The sequence below is a fragment of the uncultured Sphingobacterium sp. genome, assembly GCF_964277905.1.
Taxonomy (GTDB): Bacteria; Bacteroidota; Bacteroidia; order Sphingobacteriales; family Sphingobacteriaceae; genus Sphingobacterium; species Sphingobacterium siyangense.
The window spans coordinates 1-20,685 of record NZ_CAXYKD010000021.1; the positions used below are offsets into that span (position 1 = coordinate 1).

Annotated in this window: 19 protein-coding genes and 1 tRNA gene; 11 read left to right on the forward strand and 9 right to left on the reverse strand. The window is 38.8% G+C overall.

Going from position 1 to position 20,685, the window contains the following annotated elements:
* The first annotated feature begins 87 nt into the window (after nucleotides 1–87).
* Nucleotides 88–160: transfer RNA gene (locus ACHWSC_RS09135), tRNA-Lys, on the forward strand.
* Nucleotides 161–408: 248 nt separating this feature from the next.
* Nucleotides 409–873: a response regulator gene (locus ACHWSC_RS09140; RefSeq protein WP_046673283.1), complete on the forward strand. Its 465-nt coding sequence runs from the start codon at nucleotides 409–411 to the stop codon at nucleotides 871–873.
* Nucleotides 874–973: 100 nt separating this feature from the next.
* On the opposite strand, the gene ACHWSC_RS09145 is transcribed toward ACHWSC_RS09140, so the two are convergent.
* From ACHWSC_RS09145 to ACHWSC_RS09165, 5 genes are all read right to left on the reverse strand, one after another.
* Nucleotides 974–2,059 (reverse strand): hybrid sensor histidine kinase/response regulator, encoded by a 1,086-nt coding sequence (locus ACHWSC_RS09145; RefSeq protein WP_120335599.1) that lies wholly within the window; start codon nucleotides 2,057–2,059, stop codon nucleotides 974–976.
* An 82-nt stretch (nucleotides 2,060–2,141) separates the two neighbouring features.
* The gene (locus ACHWSC_RS09150) at nucleotides 2,142–4,292 is read right to left on the reverse strand and encodes a 7TM diverse intracellular signaling domain-containing protein (RefSeq protein ID WP_394676525.1); all 2,151 of its coding nucleotides are present in this window, start codon (nucleotides 4,290–4,292) and stop codon (nucleotides 2,142–2,144) included.
* Between the two features lie 9 nt (nucleotides 4,293–4,301).
* A complete protein-coding gene (locus ACHWSC_RS09155; protein WP_205400251.1) occupies nucleotides 4,302–5,066 on the reverse strand; it encodes a methyltransferase domain-containing protein in 765 nt (254 codons plus the stop codon).
* Nucleotides 5,066–5,875, reverse strand: coding sequence for a hypothetical protein (locus ACHWSC_RS09160; RefSeq protein WP_070562848.1), 810 nt, complete (start codon nucleotides 5,873–5,875; stop codon nucleotides 5,066–5,068). Before ACHWSC_RS09160 ends, ACHWSC_RS09155 begins: the two co-directional genes overlap by 1 nt.
* 239 nt (nucleotides 5,876–6,114) lie before the next feature.
* A complete protein-coding gene (locus ACHWSC_RS09165) occupies nucleotides 6,115–7,449 on the reverse strand; it encodes an amidohydrolase family protein (protein ID WP_394676526.1) in 1,335 nt (444 codons plus the stop codon).
* 210 nt (nucleotides 7,450–7,659) lie between these two features.
* Between ACHWSC_RS09165 and ACHWSC_RS09170 the strand changes: the two genes are divergently transcribed.
* From ACHWSC_RS09170 to ACHWSC_RS09190, 5 genes are all read left to right on the forward strand, one after another.
* Nucleotides 7,660–8,523 carry a LytTR family transcriptional regulator DNA-binding domain-containing protein gene (locus ACHWSC_RS09170; RefSeq protein WP_394676527.1) on the forward strand — a complete coding sequence of 288 codons (864 nt, stop codon included), beginning with the start codon at nucleotides 7,660–7,662 and terminating at the stop codon, nucleotides 8,521–8,523.
* A gap of 94 nt (nucleotides 8,524–8,617) precedes the next feature.
* Nucleotides 8,618–9,400: a CPBP family intramembrane glutamic endopeptidase gene (locus ACHWSC_RS09175; RefSeq protein WP_394676528.1), complete on the forward strand. Its 783-nt coding sequence runs from the start codon at nucleotides 8,618–8,620 to the stop codon at nucleotides 9,398–9,400.
* A 190-nt stretch (nucleotides 9,401–9,590) separates the two neighbouring features.
* On the forward strand, nucleotides 9,591–10,721 hold the full coding sequence (locus ACHWSC_RS09180; RefSeq protein WP_394676529.1) for a hypothetical protein: 1,131 nt from the start codon (nucleotides 9,591–9,593) through the stop codon (nucleotides 10,719–10,721).
* 132 nt (nucleotides 10,722–10,853) lie between these two features.
* Nucleotides 10,854–11,330 carry a hypothetical protein gene (locus tag ACHWSC_RS09185; protein ID WP_088163365.1) on the forward strand — a complete coding sequence of 159 codons (477 nt, stop codon included), beginning with the start codon at nucleotides 10,854–10,856 and terminating at the stop codon, nucleotides 11,328–11,330.
* A 7-nt stretch (nucleotides 11,331–11,337) separates the two neighbouring features.
* Nucleotides 11,338–11,805, forward strand: a complete 468-nt coding sequence (locus ACHWSC_RS09190) for a hypothetical protein (RefSeq protein ID WP_394676530.1) — start codon at nucleotides 11,338–11,340, stop codon at nucleotides 11,803–11,805.
* A 129-nt stretch (nucleotides 11,806–11,934) separates the two neighbouring features.
* On the opposite strand, the gene ACHWSC_RS09195 is transcribed toward ACHWSC_RS09190, so the two are convergent.
* The 4 genes from ACHWSC_RS09195 to ACHWSC_RS09210 all read right to left on the reverse strand — a co-directional run bounded on the left by ACHWSC_RS09195 (nucleotide 11,935) and on the right by ACHWSC_RS09210 (nucleotide 16,797).
* Nucleotides 11,935–12,684 carry a LytR/AlgR family response regulator transcription factor gene (locus ACHWSC_RS09195; protein ID WP_394676531.1) on the reverse strand — a complete coding sequence of 250 codons (750 nt, stop codon included), beginning with the start codon at nucleotides 12,682–12,684 and terminating at the stop codon, nucleotides 11,935–11,937.
* A 124-nt stretch (nucleotides 12,685–12,808) separates the two neighbouring features.
* Nucleotides 12,809–13,876: a sensor histidine kinase gene (locus ACHWSC_RS09200; RefSeq protein ID WP_394676532.1), complete on the reverse strand. Its 1,068-nt coding sequence runs from the start codon at nucleotides 13,874–13,876 to the stop codon at nucleotides 12,809–12,811.
* Nucleotides 13,877–13,882: 6 nt separating this feature from the next.
* Complete coding sequence (locus ACHWSC_RS09205; protein ID WP_120335590.1) at nucleotides 13,883–14,497, reverse strand: M48 family metallopeptidase; 615 nt, start codon at nucleotides 14,495–14,497, stop codon at nucleotides 13,883–13,885.
* Between the two features lie 152 nt (nucleotides 14,498–14,649).
* Nucleotides 14,650–16,797, reverse strand: a complete 2,148-nt coding sequence (locus tag ACHWSC_RS09210) for a carboxypeptidase-like regulatory domain-containing protein (RefSeq protein WP_394676533.1) — start codon at nucleotides 16,795–16,797, stop codon at nucleotides 14,650–14,652.
* A 273-nt stretch (nucleotides 16,798–17,070) separates the two neighbouring features.
* On the opposite strand from ACHWSC_RS09210, the gene ACHWSC_RS09215 reads away from it, so the two are divergent.
* The 4 genes from ACHWSC_RS09215 to ACHWSC_RS09230 all read left to right on the forward strand — a co-directional run bounded on the left by ACHWSC_RS09215 (nucleotide 17,071) and on the right by ACHWSC_RS09230 (nucleotide 20,496).
* Nucleotides 17,071–18,039: a D-2-hydroxyacid dehydrogenase family protein gene (locus ACHWSC_RS09215; protein ID WP_394676534.1), complete on the forward strand. Its 969-nt coding sequence runs from the start codon at nucleotides 17,071–17,073 to the stop codon at nucleotides 18,037–18,039.
* A gap of 23 nt (nucleotides 18,040–18,062) precedes the next feature.
* On the forward strand, nucleotides 18,063–19,109 hold the full coding sequence (locus ACHWSC_RS09220) for an 8-amino-7-oxononanoate synthase (RefSeq protein WP_394676535.1): 1,047 nt from the start codon (nucleotides 18,063–18,065) through the stop codon (nucleotides 19,107–19,109).
* A gap of 247 nt (nucleotides 19,110–19,356) precedes the next feature.
* Entirely contained in the window at nucleotides 19,357–19,641 is a 285-nt protein-coding gene (locus tag ACHWSC_RS09225; RefSeq protein WP_046673299.1) for an HU family DNA-binding protein, read from the forward strand.
* Nucleotides 19,642–19,659: 18 nt separating this feature from the next.
* Nucleotides 19,660–20,496, forward strand: coding sequence for a tetratricopeptide repeat protein (locus ACHWSC_RS09230; protein ID WP_070562796.1), 837 nt, complete (start codon nucleotides 19,660–19,662; stop codon nucleotides 20,494–20,496).
* Nucleotides 20,497–20,685: the final 189 nt, after the last annotated feature.

A 20,685-nucleotide genomic window follows, 5' to 3' on the forward strand; every position in this document is an offset into this window, starting at 1 on the left:
ATCTCGCTTGAATGTCATAAAAGTCAAAAAAATATTCTTTTCCACTTGACTTTTTCTACGGTGAACCTTACATTTGGATTATCGAATGACTTCGTAGCTCAGTTGGTAGAGCAACAGACTCTTAATCTGTGGGTCCTGAGTTCGAGCCTCAGCGGGGTCACTTTCAAAAAAGCCGTTTTACAAATGTAGGATGGCTTTTTTGTGTCTAATACAAGTTGGATTATTACCGTTGTGGAGATATTAACTTTAAATCATTTTTCCGGCGTCTGATGCTATAATTTTCGGATAACTAATCCATTATTTTATCAGAGATCACGTATTATTTCTGCTAGGAAAACATAAAACTCTTTAATCTGTTATTAATTCAGCGAATTTATTACGTAAATTTGTATTTCAGACGATAAGCTTATGGAAGACAAGAAGATTTCGATATTGTACGTTGACGACGAAGAAAACAATCTGTTTTCTTTTAAAGCGACATTTCGACTAAAGTATAAAGTGTTTACGGCAATTAGTGGTGCCGATGCAATCGATATTGTCAAAAACAACCAAATACATATTATCATTACTGATCAACGGATGCCGGAAATGACCGGTGTAGAGTTTTTGGAAGAGATTATTAAGATCAATGCAGCTCCAATGCGTATCCTTTTGACAGGGTACACAGATATGGCAGCTGTCGTTGATGCTGTCAATAAAGGAAAAATCTTTCATTACCTCAATAAGCCGTGGAGTGAAGAGGAGCTCGATCAAACGATTCAACGCGCTTATGATGTCTATGCTGAGCGTCAAAAGATTGTGGAGACGAATTCTCAACTTGAGACTTCAAATGATCAGTTGGAGTTTCTGCTACGGCAAAAGCTACTTTCCTAAAAGATTGTAATTTTAGGAAAGTCAACTTTTATTTAAAATGTCTGTTTGCTTTATAATACTATTTGCTGCAATCGCATAGGATTGCAGAAAGTGAGAGGCCTTATTTGCTCGGTATAATGACTGTAAAGGTTGTGCCCTGATTTGGTTGTGATTGCACTTCAATTTTCCCCTGTAGTTTTAAGAGTGCGTTCTGAACATTATAGAGCCCAAACCCCATGCCTTTAGCTTGATCACTTGCTCTAAAGAATAATTTAAAGATATCTTCAACATACTCTGGAGATATGCCTATTCCATTGTCACTCACAATAATTTTGGCTTTACGTTCTGATACGAATACGGAGAGTTTGACGTACTGGTTTTCCTGCCCTTTACGTTGATATTTAAACGCATTAGAAAGAAGATTATGCAAAATTAATTCTAGAAGTGCTTTGTCTCCGCTAAAGATCTCTTTTTGATCCACTGAAATTTCAAAAGCAACATCTTTATTTTGCGTGTACATACTGTAAAACTGACGTATATTGTCAAAGAGCTCTTCGAAATTTATGGCTGACAACATAAGTTCGCCTCTTCGTAAGAGATAATAGTCTCGCAGACTGTCAATATAAGCATCTAAGCTTACCAATGAACTATCCATTAGTGATAACAACTCATGAATACGATCTATGCTGTCAAATTCTAATCCAAGTTTCACCGCAGAAAGAACCCCTGTCAATGGATCACGAAGATCATGACTAACACTATATGCGAATTTATCTAATTCATCATAAGCTTTTTGTAGCTCTTGATTCTTAACTTCTAGCATAGAGTTTGCAACATAAAATTTATTTGCTTCTTCTATAGCGGAAACGATTTCTTCATTCATCCAGGGTTTTCGGACAAATCTAAAAATATGGCCCTTATTAACTGCATCAATTACAGTTTCCATATTGGCATAAGCCGTTAAAAGAATACGGATTGGTTTTGGAAAATCTTTTTTAATGCGGTGCAAAAAATCGATGCCCATCTCATCCGGCATACGTTGGTCACAGAAGATAATACGGATATCAGGATGAGCATTAAGGATCGTCTCGGCCTCACTCGTATTGGATGCTGTATGGATAGCGTAATCGTATCTAAAGTTCGCTTTAAAGCTAACCAAATTGTTTACTTCGTCATCGATATATAATATTTCAAGCTCCCTCTGCATAATTTTATTATATGGTTTTATTCCCTTACAAAAGATATGAAAAAATAATAGTTAATTGAACTATTTTCAGTTTATAATGGTATTAATTGTTTTGTTGAATTGGAATGAGGAGTGTAAAACTTGTGCCCTGTCCCACTTCTGAATCTACAATAATCTTACCATGATGTTTCGCAATGGTATTATAGGCAATGGACATTCCCAAACCAGTACCTTCGCCGACGTCTTTCGTTGTAAAAAATGGTTCAAATATCCGTTCATGGATTTCTTTTGGAATACCGATACCATTGTCTGCGATTTTGATAAACACAGCTGTATTATCCTCATGAACTCCGGTCTCAATGCATATTTTACCACCAACATCGTGATTAAACTTTTTATTTACGGCGTAAATAGCATTTGTCACGATATTCAAAAAGACTTGATTAAGTTTTCCGGCATGACATTCGACCTTTGGCATATCGCCATAGATCTTATCAACTTCAATCGTGTTATTTAATAAGCTATTGAGGATAACCATTGTTGACTCCAGCCCTTCATTTAAATCGGCAAATTTTAATGTATCCTCGTCTACGCGTGAGAAGATCCGCAAACTCTTTACTATTTCGGCAGTCCGATGGGCCCCATCATGCATCCCCTTTAATAGAAAATCTACCTCTGTTTTCAGATAATCGATATCCTGGTCATCTTTGAATTTTTTGATCTGAGATTGCTTTTCAGTATCGGATATCCCCTCTTTAAAAGCGATACGCTCTACTTCCTCCAGCGTTGCCCAGATCATCTTAATATCACGTTTTAACGGAGCGACATTAGACGTAACAAAGTTGATTGGGTTGTTGATCTCATGCGCAACACCAGCAGTCAATTGACCAAGGGAGGCCATCTTCTCGGCTTCGACAAGTTGAGATTGCGTTTCCTTTAAATGAGTAAGAGTGGTTTGTAGAGACTCATTAGATTCTGTTAATTCACGTGTCCGCTCATCTACTTTTTGTTCCAATACAATATTTTGTTCACGTATTAACTTCTCGTTTTCTAACGAGATTGCTAATTCCCTGACTTGTGATGCTTCTTTTTCTTCTTTTAAAATATTGATACTATAGGCTAGACCGAAGGACAATAAGGCCATCTCCACAACAGATGCAATTTGTACAGCATTGCTCGTAAAATCGTTATATTTTAAGATGCCATAGTCTTTCAATAAAAACACGACAGAACCTAATAATAAAATTGTCCAACCGTAAACAAAATATTTAGCCGGTTTATAACCATTTATCATCACACGATAGGATAAGTACAGGACAAATAAAGACCCAGCTCCTGTTGTTAGCTGCATAACCATGAACGCTGGTTGCGTCAGGTTGAGCAGTGTAAGAAGGCTGCCAATGACAAATAGGATGATAAAAACAGTAATCACACGTCTTGACCGAGGAGCATTTTTCGGCAATTGAAGAAATGAATCTGCAAAAAGTAGGGCGCATAAGCCTGATAAACAGCCAAAGATAATAGGGCCCTTTGTTGCAAAATAAGTCCAATTTGGCCACAAATATTGAAAACTGTAACCTTTAATACCCATTTGTGTTATTCCTGCACAAAGAACATAAAGGACATAATACAGATAGCCTCTTTCACGAACAGAAAAAAACAGGAATAAATTGTATATCGCCATAATGCCGACAATACCAATATAGATGCCGCTTAACAAACTGTCGTCATTCATCTCTTTTAAGAAACTGCGCTCGTTACTTAAATAGATCGGAAGAATAATCTGTTCCGTACTTTTTATGCGAAGAAAAAAGATGGTCTTCTCATTTCCAGGTAATTGAATGTCGAATGCATAATTAGGGACCTTATATTTTCTCGCCGAAAAAGATTGATGTTCGCCCAGCTTGATCGAGTTATAATGCCCGTTTGATGACGGTACAAAAAGTTCGACCTCATCCAAGAGGGGATAGGCGATTTCGAGCAAGAGTTCAAGCTTTTCTTTGCCCTTGTTTGTCACGGGCAATCGAAACCAGATGTCAGCGGGTGATATGCCCAAATTGGGGACCTTGCTTTCTAACGATTGAAAGGAGGAAGCCGAAGTATCTGCAAAGTTAGGCTCTCCTTTCCCGGTATAACGCTCCAAACCATATCCGATCAATACACGCTGTGTCGGTTTATCGATAATAACCTCTCCAAAACAAGTTGAACTGCACGTAAAAATAAATAAGAAGATCAAGTTAAGCCAGCATTTCATCACTATATGCTATTTTTTTGCTTCGGCAATAACTAAATTCATAGAAACAAGGAAACAACCCGCTTCATCAGCTTGATCCAATGTATTTTGAAATTCCTCCATTTCAGCTGTACTTAACTTCTCTTTTTCGACCATCTCCAGAAGAATTTTATCTAAGAAAAGATAGCGGTTGGCCTCTTCTTTCGAACGGGCTACCATACAGAATGTTTGCAATTGAACTTGTTTAAAGCCTTGAGTCAATAGGTCTGAAGTTAATTTATTCCCAGCCCAGCCATTGTTGACTTTTTCTTCGGTCAAATAATGACATATCTTAGCCTCAATGTCAACATGCTTGCTGTAAAACGTCAGGCTGTTCCAAATGGTCTCAACGATCACTAAGGGTTGACCTTCACGCAAAACACGGTGAACCTCAGCAAACATTTTTGGCGCTTCCAGCAGATGTTGTACAACGCGTTCCATTCTAATGCCAGAAATGGAATTATCTGTAAAGCTAAGTTGATAAACTTCACCCTGAACAAAGTCGACGTTCTTTACCTCTACACTGCTTGTTTTGGCATGCTCGATTAAGGCCTTATCATGATCTAATCCAACGACAAGTACATTATGGCCCAGCATATTAGCCAAATTGACGGCATCCATTCCTGTTCCACAGCCAAGATCGACAACAACCCCCTCTTTAATCGTATTAAAAGGAGTATATGAATGTATTTTTAATTGTTTAAGAAAATCACCGGTATCCATTAGATAGCCGGCACCATAATGTTTAGTGTCCATTATAAGATATTTAAATTACGATCATCTGGTTTATGATCTAATGATGTATGTTTCAGGTTTTTAATAATTTCATTTAAATCCCATTGATTGAGATTCGGAATATCGATTTGATAATGAATTTCAATCTCCTTATTCCGTAAAGTTTCTATGCGGACAATATTGGAATTATTACGAAGCGACAAAATTGCATCTTTGTTTTCCTGATCGGCTTCGGTCAAGGTGTCTAGATTGCGCATAATCATTACGGTAGCCAGTAGATCCAGCTTCGGATAATAGAATGTGCCATTATTTCCAACACTTGTATCAATGCGGTAGCCAACACTTTCTGCTAATTTCACTGTGTAAGGAGCACATAAAGCAAAGAGTGATTTAATGCCAACCTGTGTACTGATGGCGGCACCAGCTCTCGTCAAAAATATGCTGCCAATGCCATATCCAGCAATCTCCCTGGAGTTCCAAAGTCCACAACCTTCACCTGTCCCCTGTTGCGCATAATCATAAACAAGGTCTAAGATTTTAGCATCCATCGCTCCCGTAGCCTGTTCAATGGGAAGTGGTTCGCTCCCACCAGATACGTGTATACGTACTCCACCATAGACTTTATCGCCATCAAGGGATTCTACGATCAATACGAATGATGCGGGATTGTACATCCAGTCATTTTTGGAAGAAGTTACTTTCTTTACGCCTATAGCAGTTAACACGTGCGCGTGTCCTTCTATGAAACGTTCACAGGTTTGGGGATCGTCGATAGCCCGAAATGCTCTTAGTCTTACTACTGGACGTCCGTCGTTGAATAATAATGCCACCGAATGCTTTGATTTATCGTTTAAACGCAAAACTAATCAATTAAATGCAAAGGTGTTTACTCTTCAAATAAATTATACCGTAATGCAACCGCCTGCACCTAGTGATGGTAAAAATTGTTTGATTCCTTTTTCACCTTTAAGGGCCCAAATAGCCCCTTTTAACTGATGTCATCGAAAATACATTTTATAAACTTAATATACTGTATTTTCGATATACAATAAATTTGACCTTGGAAATATTAACGTTTCTGGAGGCTATTTTTATGAATCTGACCGTCTTTCATGATTAGCAGAAAGTTTTTTTCTGGATCTGCCAATAGTTTTAAATTCTTAAGAGGATCTCCGTCTACAAGGATTAAATCTGCCAACGCTCCTTCCTCTACTGTTCCCAGCTTGCCAGGATAAGGACTTCTTAATCCCGAAAGCTGCAGAAGCTCGCCATTGTCTTGGGTAATCATTTTAATGATTTCGGCATTTGTAAACCACTTTTGAAGGCGCAAAATAAAAGTATTCTGCAATTTATTCAGGTTCGGTTCAAAAAGGAAATCTGTACCCCAAGCTAGTTTTACTCCATATTTCTTAGCCATAGGCCATACTTTTTCTTGACCTTCAATGACAGGCTTACGCTTGATTCTTCGTTGTGGATCCATATTGGGTGTATCTTCCACAAGATTCTGTAAACTAAGCCAGATATTTTTTTCTGCAATTAGCTTTAAAGTTTCTTCATCGAGCAATTGTCCATGCTCTATACATTTTACGCCAGCTTCGATCGCTCTTCGAATTGCTCTTGGCGTATACGCATGTACGGTGACATAGGTTCCCCAGTCTTCGGCTGCATCTACTGCTGCTTTCATTTCGTCTAGCGTATATTGGGTGACATCCACAGGATCATATGCTGAAGAAGTTCCTCCGCCTGCCATGAGTTTAATTTGACTTGCCCCGAATCTTAGATTCTCTCTTACTGCAGTCAGGACCTCATCACGACCATCGGCGATGAAGGTTGCTCCATATCGCTCCGCACGAGAGACAATGCCGAAAAAACGACGCGATTTTTCCTCCGGTGTCCGAAAATCTCCATGCCCTGCAGTTTGGCTTACAACGGCACCAGAAGGCCAGATTCTAGGCCCTAAAAGCTTGCCCTTGTCGATCGCTGCTTTTAATGGAAATATGGGGCCACCGACATCACGTACACTTGTAAAACCCCGCATTAACATCTGTTGAGCCGATAGCCCCACCGTCTTGATCAAGAAGTCCTCGGATAGGTCATTTGTCATCATTTGAGGCATTGTCAAAGCTCCAAATACCAAATGGACATGCACATCGATCAATCCAGGTATCAGTGTTTTGCCTTTAGCGTCAATTCTGACGATATTCTTTCCTTGTGCGTCAATAGGGGATGTACTGATGGTCTGAATTGTGTTTCCGTTTATTAAAACATGTTTTGGTGGAGTTAAGGTTTGAGTTGTATAGTCGAGCAGTTTGACATTTTCTATTAAAACTTGCTTTTCCTGTGCTTGGATAACATGTACAAAAGCCGAACAAAGAAATAAAGTAAGTAGTTGACCTAAACGCATAGCTTGGAGAATTACGTTAAAATATAATATGACAAATCAATTTTAATTCAAGCTAACTAATGTGCTTGAAAAAATATCTTCTAAGTTAAATTATAAATTCAATATATTTCAATTTTTTCACTATAAATTTTTGCTCTGCGGCCTTTTTTGAAGAAGTCTTTGTGTAATGTACGCTGTTAATCACAAGAAAAATGCTAAATTTATCCAATCATGATATATAAAAAATCTATTATAAATTATTTAAATATCGTAATTCCCAAGATTGTCTCCATAAGAGAGCTGCTCACCTATGCCCTCTTACTCGGCTTATCAGCTTATGTATTTCTACTGGTTTTTCAGCCATTTGGAACGTATAATTTTGAGAATGCCTATAAATTTAGCTTATTATCCGGATACGGGGCCATTTTATCCATTGCATATGCCTTAATTTCTATCATCCTGCGTAAAAAAAGAGGAACAGTTGCGATAGAACTATTTCGTATTTTTCTTGTGTTCCTATTATCAAGTTTTTTAAATTTCGTCTATCATGGTTGGTTCATCAATCAGGCCCCGTTGCAGTGGAATAATTTGCCCTATATTGGATGTTACACGCTTTCACTTTATAGCCCTATTGCAGCAATTTATTTTTTGCTTCGAGTTGATAAGCGTCATTCGAATCATGAAAAGAATAACTCGTCGATAAAAAGTCTTTCAATAAAGCCAGCTATGATATTGAGCCAAGCGAATGACTGCCATTTGGCCCTGGTCGATATTCCCAATGGTAATCAACCGTTAAAGTTACTGCCAAGCGATTTTATTTTTGCAAAATCGATGGATAATTATTGCATGATCTACTTTAGGAAGGATGGTATGGTAAAGAAGCAGATGGTACGAATTACGTTAAGCCGTTTATCTGAACTGTTGAATACAATGTCTATTCACCGATGTCATCGGTCCTTTCTTGTCAATTTTGAAAAAATCCTTGTAAAGGAGGGGAATGCCCAAGGTTTTTTGTTGCGTTTTGCAGATACTGAAGATTGTGCTGTTATTTCGAGGTCTGCTATAGAATCAGTTAGACCCTATTTGTCGGACTGACCACCCACGTTTTGGTCAATCGTCCCTAAATCTTGCCATACGCCACATAACTTTGTATACTCGTCTTGGGTAGCATAATTTTGTTCAAAAAAAGATGAACACAAAAAGTTTAAACCTGCTGGTATTATTTCTCTTCTTCGGAATATATTTTATCCTCGATTATTTGTTTTTTGCTCCCCTTCAATCCATGATAATCAACCATGTCCAAAGTAGATTTTTGGGGCATGTACTGACCTATTCAATTAGCCTTGTACCGTTGCTTTTTGGGGCAATGCTGCTTAAACCGAAAGGGCAGAATGAATTATTGGAAAAATTTGGGTTGAAAGGCAATTTTTTACAGGGGCTTTCTTTTGGAATAATAGCTACCTTACCGATGTTCTTGGGTTATGCCTTTGTTTTTACCTTAAATCGGAAAATAGATCCAAACGCGCTATTAATAAATAGTGTGTCATCAGGATTCTTTGAAGAAATGATCTTTCGTGCCTATTTTTTTGGTCTAGTTTTTCGCTATACCCGACTAGGTTTTATTCCATCCATTTTAGCTACATCACTCCTGTTTGCTTTACTACATCTTTATCAGAGTCAGGATTTGGGAGAATTGGTCCTGATTTTCGGTATGACTTTCTTCGGCTCTATCCTATTTTCGTGGTTGTATGCTGAGTGGAAGTTTAACCTTTGGATACCGATAGCACTTCATGTTTTGATGAATTCGGCTTGGATGATTTTTGATGTTTCGGACAATGCTGCTGGAAATGGATGGAGCAATTTTTTCCGCTTCTTGACCATCATTGTAGCAATCATAATGACCATTGTCCATTCAAGGAAGTCAATTGGCGGTCTACAAATTGAAAGGAAAAATTTGTGGCTAAAAGATTAGAAATCCGGCGTTTTTTAATGAACCTTCATAGTTGTAGATATGTTCTTCAAATGATCTCGTCCACATTTGGAAAGAGTGTTCGATTTTAGGTTGCTAAAACTATGAATTTTATTGATAATAGTATTGGCTCTCAAAGAACCCCTGAAAACCAGTATTTTTTTTTGGCATGGGAATCGCTACCTTGACCTTTATGAATAGACCGCTATTTTCACCCCTATCTTTATTCCTAGGAGCGACGTTATCCATGGGAATCTTAAGCTGTGGACACAATACAAAAGTCAAAGGTGCGGATTTAAAGGATTCTGCTGAATTTAAAACAGTCGCTGTGAAGGATACGATGGCTGCAGCTAAATTTCCTCCTTTGCCAATTGACTTTGACAAGACGAAGGTTTTAAAAAATACCTATGTTGTTGATCGAGCTGGAGCCGAGCTTAGACAAGGCGCGGATAAGGCTGCCCCGCTATTAGGAAGATATCCCTATGGTACCAAGCTCGATGTGATCGGTGAAGAAGGAGAATGGATTGCCGTAATGGATCGTATCCAGCGCGATTATAGCGGTAACAATGGAGAAAAAGGTGATGTAACACGATGGGAAAAGGTCTATGTAGCGAAGTCCAAGCTGGGGAAACAAGATAAAATTACAATCTCTCCCAAAGATTTAAATTCAATCGTTTCACTGACGATAAATGGTAAAGAAATGCATTACGAAAATGGACATTCTTTAGATAAGTATCTCCAGCTAGAGTTGGTTGATGAGCAAACGTTCTTAGCCGCTCGGAATACGGCTAAAAACTACTTGATTAAGGATACCCTGTCTTATCCGAAAAATGGAAAGATTTTGGAATTGCCGTTGACAAATGGGAAAAAGCTAACATTTAAGGATAAGGATATCGATAATGAATTAGAAGCCAGCTATTCTTATAAAGGGCATTATGATTTTTTAAATGCTTTTGCTGTTGATGGGAATTATTGGGAAAGTGCTGATGTGCGGCTTTTTGATAAACAGGATGGTCATCTTATTGTGGAATGTGGGGATTATCCCTTCTTCTCTGCCGATAAAAATTACCTAATGACCTTGCACGCCGACCCCTATGAATCGACGGGCGACCTGCAACTCTTCCACGTGAAACAAGGAAAGGTGACACCGATGCTTTTTATTAGTTTTAAAGAGTGGATGCCAACATGGAAAGAAGAGTTAATGTTCTGGGGCAAGGACGGTTGTATCTATACTGCTGCCAACCATGTAGACGGTTACTGGGGTGAAGAAGGATCGCTGAACGAAAGATCACAATTTATCAGAATCAAGATATTACCCCATTAAATAGGTACAAACCATAATTTTATTGGTTTACTGCAGGCGTATATATTTATTGTTTTTCTGTTTTAAGTAAAACTATTCTGGCATGCACCTGTTGTATTCCATAAAATAGATTATAGTTTGTAATTTAGCTGGATGAAACTAAGAATATTATCGTTATTTACTATCCTTCTTCTCTTTTCCACGTTGTCTATGGCACAAGATAAGCCATGGAAACAGCATAATAAATGGATTTGGGGTCCTTCAGTAGGGTATCAGTATCAAAGTGGTAATTTCCTGAAAGTTTCGGGTTGGGGATTATTTGCACCTAATGATTTTCAATATATGAAAATTGATGCAGGAGCCAATTTCAGCTGGATGGAAGGTAAAACGACTGTTATTCCAGAGCTGGGGTTTACCTATTATCTAAATGATTTTGTTGTTTTTCCTTTTGTAAAAGCAGAGTTAACACCTTATACCATAACGCCAAAAGTTGGTGCCAGTCTATTCTCTATTGTGGATCTGGGAATAGGTTATGGATTTGATTACAATACTAAGAAAAATTTTAAGCCGATTGACGGAATTACCGTTTCAGTAGGGGTAAATATTCCGCTCAATTTTCATATTTATTAATTGAGAAATGCGCAGTAAGACGATTTATAAACTCCTGGGGTCACTTGTTGTGTTGTTAGCTATAGTTAGCAACCTAAAAGCGCAAGACCACTTAATCGGTCCGACGTTAAGCTACCAGTTTCAGAAAGGGAGTATAATAAAAACTGGTGCTTATTTCGCATTTCCTTTTATAGGAGATCATATTCTCCGAGCAGATGCCACAGCCAACTTTACTTGGACACAAAAGAAGTTTGCCGTGATACCTGAGGCTGCAGTAACGTATTATCCTCAAACATATGTCTTAACTCCCTTTGTTCGTGCAGAGCTTACTCCGTATACCTTTACGCCCAAAGTTGGAGTGAGTTTGGCCACATTGGTGGATATTGACTTTGGTTATGGATTTTCCATCAATGAAAAAAAAGATTACAATCCGATAAAGGGGTTCGCGGTGTCTCTTCGATTTAGTATTCCGCTAAATTATCGAATCAATATGTAGCTTAGATTAATGGATCCCACATCTGCTTGGTTTACCTTCCAAAAGCTAAACTTGACAGGACCATTTTTTATGATAGTCTATTTCACTTGCAAAGTAATTGCGCTAAAGCACTTTTTAGAGAGGACTAGATTAATTGTCAAGCCAGTTTTTGAAGGCCGTGACTTTCTCCCGTGAAACAATGAGCTCATCCGATTCATAATGCTTAAGGTATATTTTTAACCGGGCATTAGAATGTACAGCAATATTTTTGATAGCATCAAATTGAACTATAGTGCTTCGGTTGATCCTAAAGAAATCCTTAGGGGATAGTTGTGGCATCAGCGCATCCAATGTTTGGTCCAAAAGATAGTTCCCTTTTTCATTGGTATAAAGGTAAGTGCCTTTGTTTTCGCTGTAAATACATTCGATTTGCTGGGTGGTCACTACTTTTAGGTTTTGGCCTATTTTGATGGTAAAACGTTCCTTATATGTTTGGACAGTGTTTCTAAATAAAGCTTCAAAAGATGCCAGATCGAGCTGTGGCTTTGGGTGTCTTAATTGACGGAATTTTTCAATAGCATTTTTCAGCTCTTCATCTTCAATAGGCTTCAGGAGGTAATCGATGCTATTTTGTTTAAATGCCCTCAACATATATTCATCGTATGCGGTGGTAAAAATAATGGCCGAATTAGGCTTCACCTGCTCAAGGATGTCAAATGAAATCCCATCGGAGAGCTGAATATCCAAGAACAGTAGGTCAGGTTCGGTATTTGACATAAACCATTCGATAGACTCTTCCACAGTCTGCAGTACAGCAGCTACCGTGTAGCCGAGGTTCTCCAGTTTTCTTTGGAGTAATCTAGCTGATGGGAGTTCGTCTTCTATAATTACTATTTTCATTGTTTTTTGCATGCTTATCGATCATCAGACCGTTGTATTGTTTAATTTATCGATCATCGTTGTGCCTATGCTATTAGTTTTGCTGCGATTACCTCTTGCATGTTTGTTTAAGAACAAGTTACTTTTAAGAGATTATTTCATTGATGATGGGCAGTCCGACAGAAAATAAAATATCAGTTTCCTGAAGATGTACAGATAGATTGGACAGTATAGCGTAACGTTCCTGAATATTTTTCAGACCGATTCCCGAATGATCATGGAGCACTTTCTTCTTTTGAAGATTATTTTCAACATAGAGGTAATTATTTTTTCGATAAATCTTCAATAAAAGAGGCTTCCTGACCGAAATAATATTGTGTTTGATTGCATTTTCGATCAGTAATTGAAGGGAAAGGGGTAATATACAACCAGTATGTTGTTCCGCATTGATCTGTAAATCGATCTGTATACCGGCTTCGAAGCGAAGACTCAAGAGGTTTAAATAGGCCCTTGAAAAAGTAAGCTCATCCTGTAAAGAAACGAGGCTTTTGTCTTTTTGCTCCAATACATAGCGATATATCTTAGAAAGGTCCGTGGTAAACATGCTGGCCTTTTTGGGGCTTTCTTCAATTAATCCATTCAATACATTCAGGCTGTTGAACAAAAAATGTGGATCGAGTTGATTTTTGAGCGACTCAAATTGTGCTGTTATTTGCTGTTTTTCCTGATGAGATTCTTTGATTTGATAATCTTTGAATCTTTTATAGAAATAGAATCCAAAAAAAATCATCGAAATGCACCACGATATCATCGCAGTTTGAAAATAATATGCAACACGTTGTTGGTGAATGAATTGGTGGAAACGTTGCTGGAAATTTTGGGTAATACCGGGATTAAACAGTCCGAAAAAAAATGCATTGACAATAAAAACGACCAGTATGGTCAAGAAGAAACTGACACTGTAAAAAACAATCATCTTTTTCCCAAAATCTTTACTGCTTGGGTATTTGCTCCCGACCCATTTCGATAGATAGCTATGACCTAGAAAGAGAAAAAATCCGTATAGTAAACCTCTGACCATATTAGGATGAAAGATGATGGATATCCAAGGGACATCATTGTGGTCAAGTTTGGCCACAACCACAAAATAGATGGTTATGACCAAGCTTGCAAGTAATGCTTGTATAATAGCTTTAAATGGTGTTTTCTTCACAAAATGTTATTTGCATTCTTTTATCAACTGTTCTGCCCGATCTTTGCCCCATGAAGGTGCAAATGGTGTAGTAGTTTTCTCTTCACCGAATAAAGATAGTGCTTTCTTTACATCCTCACATTCTTTGCTGGTATCCTGGTTGAAATATTTTTTTGCGTTTATTTGGAATTCCGCTAATCCCAATACCGCTCGTGGATTATTTGGCGCAAGGGTGATGGCTTTTTTATATAGACCTATAATCTTAGGTGAAAGCTCTTTGGCTTTTGTCATCGGATCTGTAATCATCAATGCCGTTTGGTTCATCGCTCTCAGCACAAGCCATTCTGAATTATTGTCCTGGGCGCTATTGTTTAATATTTCTTCTGCAGACTGTATATATTTTGTCTGTGTCTCTTTATTTTTCTCCCTGAAGGATGCTGTTGTCAGTACCATGGCCTGATAATAGGCAGGAATCCAATTGTCCTTTTCTGCCTGTGAAATACGTTCTAAAAGAGCGGCCGCTTTCTGCGTCTCACCCGATTGCCATAGGCTCATGGCTTGTCCCATACTTTTTTCAAAATTGCTTTGTGCAAATGTGCTGCCGCTTATAAGGCAGATGATGGCGATAATAAATGATTTCATGATCTTTCGTTTTTAGTAGTAAATATTTTCTAAGTTATTGTTGTTGTGTTTGATGTATCTGATATTGAATGTTCTTGAAGTTGGTAATCCTTTTCTGCAAACAGAAATAATTCTGGATGGACCGACGTATTTCGATGATGAGCTGATGTTTATTATAGATTGTCCAATTGATTGTCTTTTTCATTTTTACTGATTGTCCAAAAATAGCCTAGAAATACAAAGCGTTTGGCAGTAGGGACAATCGGTCTGCGGTCGTAGATTCCTTGTGAATTTGGCCGGTCTGCATATTGATACCCATAGATTGGGCTAGCGCCAAGAACATTACTGACGGAGAAATGGATAATTTTTTGCTGGCTGTAAAGAAACGACCAACTCATAGACAGACTATTGTAGCCTTTTGTATGGCCATTCATGAATACTGTTTGGTTGGGATCATTGTAATTTCTGCCGGATACAAACGAATTTGTCAAACTGAGCTGTGAACGTAGGCTTGATAGCCAGTATTTTCCAACGATATAGAAACTGTGTTTGTAAACGTAAGGGGGAGTGACTGTCGTCGGATAATTCGCTTCATTTCTCTTACTGTCGGTATAGGAATATGAAATCCAGTATTGGAGGTTTTTGATGCTGCTGCTGTTTTTATAAAATAAGTCAAAGCCTTTGACCTTACCGCTTCCGTTATTGTCATATTGGCTGTCATATTTTGGAGTTATACTGTTGTATTTTGCCAAATTGTTATATTCTTTGTGATAGGCTTCTAAGCGAAGTAAGTGTCCTCCACGCGAATAGAAATAATTTGCGATATAATGATTGGCCTCCATCCAGTCAAGTTGTGGAGCATATTTTAACAGCGGTGTTGGCGCCTGCTGATGGAAGTTCCCATAAGCAAGTGATAGCTGCGTATATTTATTTAATGCATAGCCCAGCGAAGCCCTCGGTTCTAACGTGCTCTTCGCCTGCAAATTGGAGGAAGTTTCTCGTAAGCCGATCTTCCCGATCAAGTTCGGGAGGATGCCGAAGGTAGTTTCCGTAAATACAGCGGTCATCTTGCTATGATAACCATAGCTATAGCCAAGGGTTTGTCGGTGATATTCTTCTTGATAATTCGTGTCGAAATATTCTATTCCTCCGATACTTTTAATCTTATTGTTCCAGATCTTACTTAGCGTTCCTTTTAAGTGAAGACTCTTTTCTTCATTAGGTAGGTAAACGTCATCGTAATGCAGCTTATCGGTCAGGTAGCCTAGGCCAATACCAGACTGGAATGTCCATCGGTTCCCCAAATTCTGACTGTAGCTGATGTTGGCGTAGGCATTGTTGGATTTCTTTTTCAATGGGACGGGTTGCTCATAATTGATGTCCGCTTGGTAAAGTCCCATATTTTCGAAATTGTAAGCCCCATAAATATTTAGAAAACCTTCTTTAAACTGATGGCGATAGATCATTTCTCCAGAAGCGTTTTCATAGGGTTTCGTCCATTTTATATCTGGTGTAATAATTTTGGAATAGGGTTTTAAGTTTGTATAACTGCTGTTGAAGGTGAGAGAGTTTTTGCCCCATTGTAAGGTATGTCCTAGCCCTAATCCAACGGAAGATAGCGAAAGCTCTGTTTTGGACTGCTCTATGGTATTTTCGGTGTTTAGCGCTAGAATGCTGGACAGCGCATTACCAAATTCTGCAGAATAGCCGCCTGTAGAGAAATTCACGCCTTTAAAGAGCATGGGCGAAAACCTGCCCCTTACAGGAACTTCGTTTGGTGTTGCGGTGTAAGGTTGGGCTACTCTGATTCCATTGATGTAGGTCTGTGTTTCGGAAGCATCTCCACCGTGAACCATAAGACGTCCATTCTCGCCCCCAACCTGTGCTCCGGGCAATGTTGCCAGTGCGCTGATGATGTTTCCCATGCTGCCTGCCGTAGTGACAATATCCAATGGACTCATTACCGTGTTTTTTCCGGAGCTATTGGCTTGTAGAACCCCCGCCTGAATCGTGACTTCCTGTAAGCGATTCTCGCTTTCTTGCATTTGAATAATCAGCAATTCTTTTTGAGGTAGCTGGATAGGCCTGTTATATGTTGGGAGGCCCACAACAGACGCTTTAATGATTTTAGTGCCTTGTTCACTGGTCTCAAATACGAAATTTCCAAGGGAATCGGTGGTGCCACCATCATAAGTGCCTTCAATATAAACATTGGCTAAATATATAGGTTTGCCGTTTTTGCCCAGCACTTTCCCTTTCAAGATGGACTGCGCAGATACGATGGTAATACTTAAAAATAGTAAGGTTAATAACAGCTTCATTTTTCTTTAATTTTATTCAAATATCAGCGGCTGTAAGTGGTCCTGCGAAAAAGAGTGGATGGAATGTCAAAATATCATGACGAATTGCAGGATTCCAACTTTATGCTGTAAATTGATATCGAAAAACAAAATTTCCTCCATAAATAAGTTCCGCAATGGACAGTGGAGAACGCGAAAAATTGCTTTTATATGCGACGTACTTATAGCGGATATAAAAGTCATTTTACTTTCGTTTGATATTGAAAATAAGAGTTTAAAATTAAGTCAGAAAAAATGCGAATAACCATTTTAGATGACTATCAAGACGCTGTCCGAAAGTTGGACTGTTTCAAAATTCTTGATGGTCACGATGTCCAAATATTGAAACAGTCCTATTCAGATCCGGCTTTACTGGCCGAAAAATTGAGCGATACGGAAGCGCTAGTGCTCATCAGAGAACGGACGCGGATTACAGAATACCTGTTGTCTCAGCTTCCCAAGCTAAAGCTAATTAGCCAGACGGGCAAAATTTCAAACCATTTGGATTTGGCTGTTTGTAGCCGTTTCCATGTGGCTGTTGCTGAAAGCATGGGCTCTCCTGTTGCTCCCGCTGAGTTGACCTGGCTTTTGATCATGAATGCCCTACGTGGTTTACCTAAGGCTCTTTCAGATATGGACAAAGGCCTATGGCAAACGAACATAGGAGATTGTGTCGCCGGGAAAACAATAGGGATATGGAGCTATGGAAAAATAGGGAAGCGAATAGCGCAATATGCAAGGGCTTTTGGTGCCCAAGTAATTGTTTGGGGAAGCGAAAATTCCCGAGAAGAAGCTGTAAGAGATGGTTTTTTAGCTGCTGCTAGTAAATCCGATTTTTTTCATTTTTCAGATGTTGTTACTTTACACCTTAGGTTAGTGCCTGAGACGCGAGGTGTCGTAAAGCTCGAAGATCTCCGGTCTATGAAGCCCACCGCGCTTTTTGTCAACACCTCTCGTGCTGAGTTGGTTGAAGAGGGGGCACTATTGACCGCGCTCGAGACAGGTGTTCCGGGGATGGCTGCGGTAGATGTCTATGAGTCCGAACCAATCTTTGATCCGAACTATCCGTTATTGCAACTGCCAAATGTACTTTGTACGCCACATATTGGCTATGTGGAGAAAAATGGTTACGAACAATTATTTAGACTTGCTTTTGAGAATATTGTAGCCTTTTCCGAGGGCGATCCACAGCATATCGCTAACCCCGCGGTTTTGACCCGCTAATAAAATGAATCGGCTATACATAGATGAATAATTTTACGCATTTAGAACAACCAACAGGTCGCGTTATTGTGGTCGGCGGTAAAGAATATCTTTTTTTTGGTGGAACTTCCTATCTAGGGCTGGCAACAGATAAAGCATATGCTTCTATTTTCATAGAAGGTATACAGCGGTATGGTATCAACAACGGCACTTCACGAAATAATAATGTGCAACAGGCCATATTTGATCAAGCCGAAGAATATGCCGCAAAGCGTTTTGGTTTTGAAGCAAGCCTGTTGCTCTCAAGTGGATATCTGGCAACGCAATTTCTTGTAAGAACCTTGGCGACCGAAGGAGAAGTATTGTACGCTCCCGCTTGTCACCCTTCTTTATGGCTGGATAAGAGGCCCGTCGCAACTGGGCATTTTGTTGAGTGGGCCAATACAACGATCGAGTATATCAATCATTCAGCCCAAACATCATTTGTCATCGTTAGCAACAGCTTGGACAATATGCGGCCAGAATTGTACGATTTCACTGTTTTCAATCGTATTGATCCGGACAAAAAGATTATACTGCTCTTGGACGATTCCCACGGAATAGGAATTTTGCGCAAGAATAGCATTTCATTGGATAAAAGTAGTTTTCAGCAAACTAATATCGAACTGATCGTCGTCGCATCCTTGGCAAAAGGCCTGGCAACAGATGCTGGATTGATTTTGGCCGATGAGGAACGGATCAAGTATCTCAAGCGATCAAACTTTTATACAGGGGCTTCTCCAAGTTCACCAGCGAGCTTATATGCATTTGTTCATGGAGAGCAGATCTATCTACAGCAATTCGAAAAGCTGCAATATAATATTGATTCCTTCAAAGCGCATATGGAGTCTGGATTAAACGCTGTTGCTCATTTTCCGGTCTTTTCTTCAATGGATACGGGCCTTTATGCGAGGCTGATGAATGCTGGAATACTGGTTTCAAGTTTTCCTTATCCCCTCGCTACAGACCCCTTATTAAATCGGATTGTGGTAAACGCGCACCATACCAAAGCAGATTTGGACCAGCTAAGTCATGCAATTGGCATATATTGATTTTTATATGACAAGTAATAAGCCAACATCTTGTAAATTAGATAATTGTTTTTATTTTTGAGGTCTATTTAATGGTTGGTTGGACGGAATGTCTCGTTAATTGATTGTAAATGTTTGGCTTTTGGAAGCTTATTTATCAAAAAAGTATTTAAATAATTTCCATTACTCATTTTAAAACAATACTTTTGCATCCCCAAACATTAGTTGGCTTAAGGGTTGAAAAATAAATAATTACAGTAAAATAGATATGACTAAAGCAGAAATTATTGCAGAAATCTCTACCAAAACTGGCTTAGAGAAGGTAGATGTTCAAGAAACCGTAGAGGCGTTCTTTAAAGTTGTCAAAAACGCAATGATCGGAGGAGAAAATGTATATGTAAGAGGTTTTGGTAGCTTCGTAGTCAAAAAAAGAGCTGAGAAGACTGCAAGAAACATTTCAAAAAATACAGCAATCATTATCCCTGAACACTTTGTTCCTAGTTTCAAGCCAGCTAAAATTTTCGTAGAGAAAGTAAAGAATGGCAATAAATAATCTTTAAAATAGATTAAAATGGCAAAAACCAAACAGATAATAGTAATAGGATCAGTAGTAGCCTTGGTTGCTGTGCTTTTAGCACAGCCTATTAAAGGTTTGGTGAACAAAGAAAAACAAACTGCTGCAGCATCTGAGTCGAAGCCTTCCAATGAAGTAAATTTGGAAAATATATCTTCGATGACAAAACAAGGTTTAGATGCTAGTTTAGTCAAAGAAATTTCCGATATTGAGGGCCAAGTTGCAAAAGCTTCTGGAGAGGATAAGATAAAGCTGTTGCAACAGTTGGCAAATAAGTGGGATGATGTCGCAAAACCAGCCCCTCAGGCTTTCATCTATGAGGAAATGGCAAAGGTTTCACCGAAGTTTGAATATTGGTTGAAAGCAGGTAATGCTTATCGTGCCGCTTATACAAATTTGCAGGATTCTACTTTAGCCCAAGCGTTGAATCAAAATGCTATTCATGCATATGAGGCTGCGTTAAAAGCGAATACAAGTAGTTTGGATGCAAAAACAGGATTGGGTGCCGCAATGGTATCAGGAACGAACAACCCTATGGCAGGTATTGCCTTATTGCGAGAAGTCGTTGCTGCCGATCCTAAAAACTTAGAAGCAAACAAAACTTTGGGATTGTTTTCATTACAATCCCGTCAGTTTGACAAAGCCATCGAGCGTTTTAAGACCGTTATCGATCAAAAACCCGATGCTGAGTCATACTTTTACTTAGCCACAGGCTATGAAAATATTGGGATGAAAAAGGAAGCCGTTACAGCTTTTCAAAAAAGTAAGGAACTGGCAGCCGATCCTTCCCTATCACAATTCATCGATCGAAAGATCGCGGAATTGAGCAAGTAATTAATTTATTATTTTATAATCATTAAAAAATTTAGCTATGCCAAGCGGAAAAAAAAGAAAAAGACACAAGATGGCTACTCACAAACGTAAAAAACGTTTAAGAAAAAATAGACACAAGAAAAAATAGTCTTGTGATAAGCTTTTAAACATCTTGGCCCATTTTGCTGAGATAGCTTTACGAAACGATCT

Excerpts from the sequence above, each read along its gene's own strand:
- ACHWSC_RS09140 (WP_046673283.1), top strand. The coding sequence starts at position 409 with ATGGAAGACAAGAAGATTTCGATATTGTACGTTGACGACGAAGAAAAC.
- ACHWSC_RS09145 (WP_120335599.1), bottom strand. The coding sequence starts at position 2,059 with ATGCAGAGGGAGCTTGAAATATTATATATCGATGACGAAGTAAACAAT.
- ACHWSC_RS09150 (WP_394676525.1), bottom strand. The coding sequence starts at position 4,292 with ATGAAATGCTGGCTTAACTTGATCTTCTTATTTATTTTTACGTGCAGT.
- ACHWSC_RS09155 (WP_205400251.1), bottom strand. The coding sequence starts at position 5,066 with ATGGACACTAAACATTATGGTGCCGGCTATCTAATGGATACCGGTGAT.
- ACHWSC_RS09165 (WP_394676526.1), bottom strand. The coding sequence starts at position 7,449 with ATGCGTTTAGGTCAACTACTTACTTTATTTCTTTGTTCGGCTTTTGTA.
- ACHWSC_RS09170 (WP_394676527.1), top strand. The coding sequence starts at position 7,660 with ATGATATATAAAAAATCTATTATAAATTATTTAAATATCGTAATTCCC.
- ACHWSC_RS09175 (WP_394676528.1), top strand. The coding sequence starts at position 8,618 with ATGAACACAAAAAGTTTAAACCTGCTGGTATTATTTCTCTTCTTCGGA.
- ACHWSC_RS09180 (WP_394676529.1), top strand. The coding sequence starts at position 9,591 with ATGAATAGACCGCTATTTTCACCCCTATCTTTATTCCTAGGAGCGACG.
- ACHWSC_RS09185 (WP_088163365.1), top strand. The coding sequence starts at position 10,854 with ATGAAACTAAGAATATTATCGTTATTTACTATCCTTCTTCTCTTTTCC.
- ACHWSC_RS09190 (WP_394676530.1), top strand. The coding sequence starts at position 11,338 with ATGCGCAGTAAGACGATTTATAAACTCCTGGGGTCACTTGTTGTGTTG.
- ACHWSC_RS09195 (WP_394676531.1), bottom strand. The coding sequence starts at position 12,684 with ATGAAAATAGTAATTATAGAAGACGAACTCCCATCAGCTAGATTACTC.
- ACHWSC_RS09205 (WP_120335590.1), bottom strand. The coding sequence starts at position 14,497 with ATGAAATCATTTATTATCGCCATCATCTGCCTTATAAGCGGCAGCACA.
- ACHWSC_RS09210 (WP_394676533.1), bottom strand. The coding sequence starts at position 16,797 with ATGAAGCTGTTATTAACCTTACTATTTTTAAGTATTACCATCGTATCT.
- ACHWSC_RS09215 (WP_394676534.1), top strand. The coding sequence starts at position 17,071 with ATGCGAATAACCATTTTAGATGACTATCAAGACGCTGTCCGAAAGTTG.
- ACHWSC_RS09220 (WP_394676535.1), top strand. The coding sequence starts at position 18,063 with ATGAATAATTTTACGCATTTAGAACAACCAACAGGTCGCGTTATTGTG.
- ACHWSC_RS09225 (WP_046673299.1), top strand. The coding sequence starts at position 19,357 with ATGACTAAAGCAGAAATTATTGCAGAAATCTCTACCAAAACTGGCTTA.
- ACHWSC_RS09230 (WP_070562796.1), top strand. The coding sequence starts at position 19,660 with ATGGCAAAAACCAAACAGATAATAGTAATAGGATCAGTAGTAGCCTTG.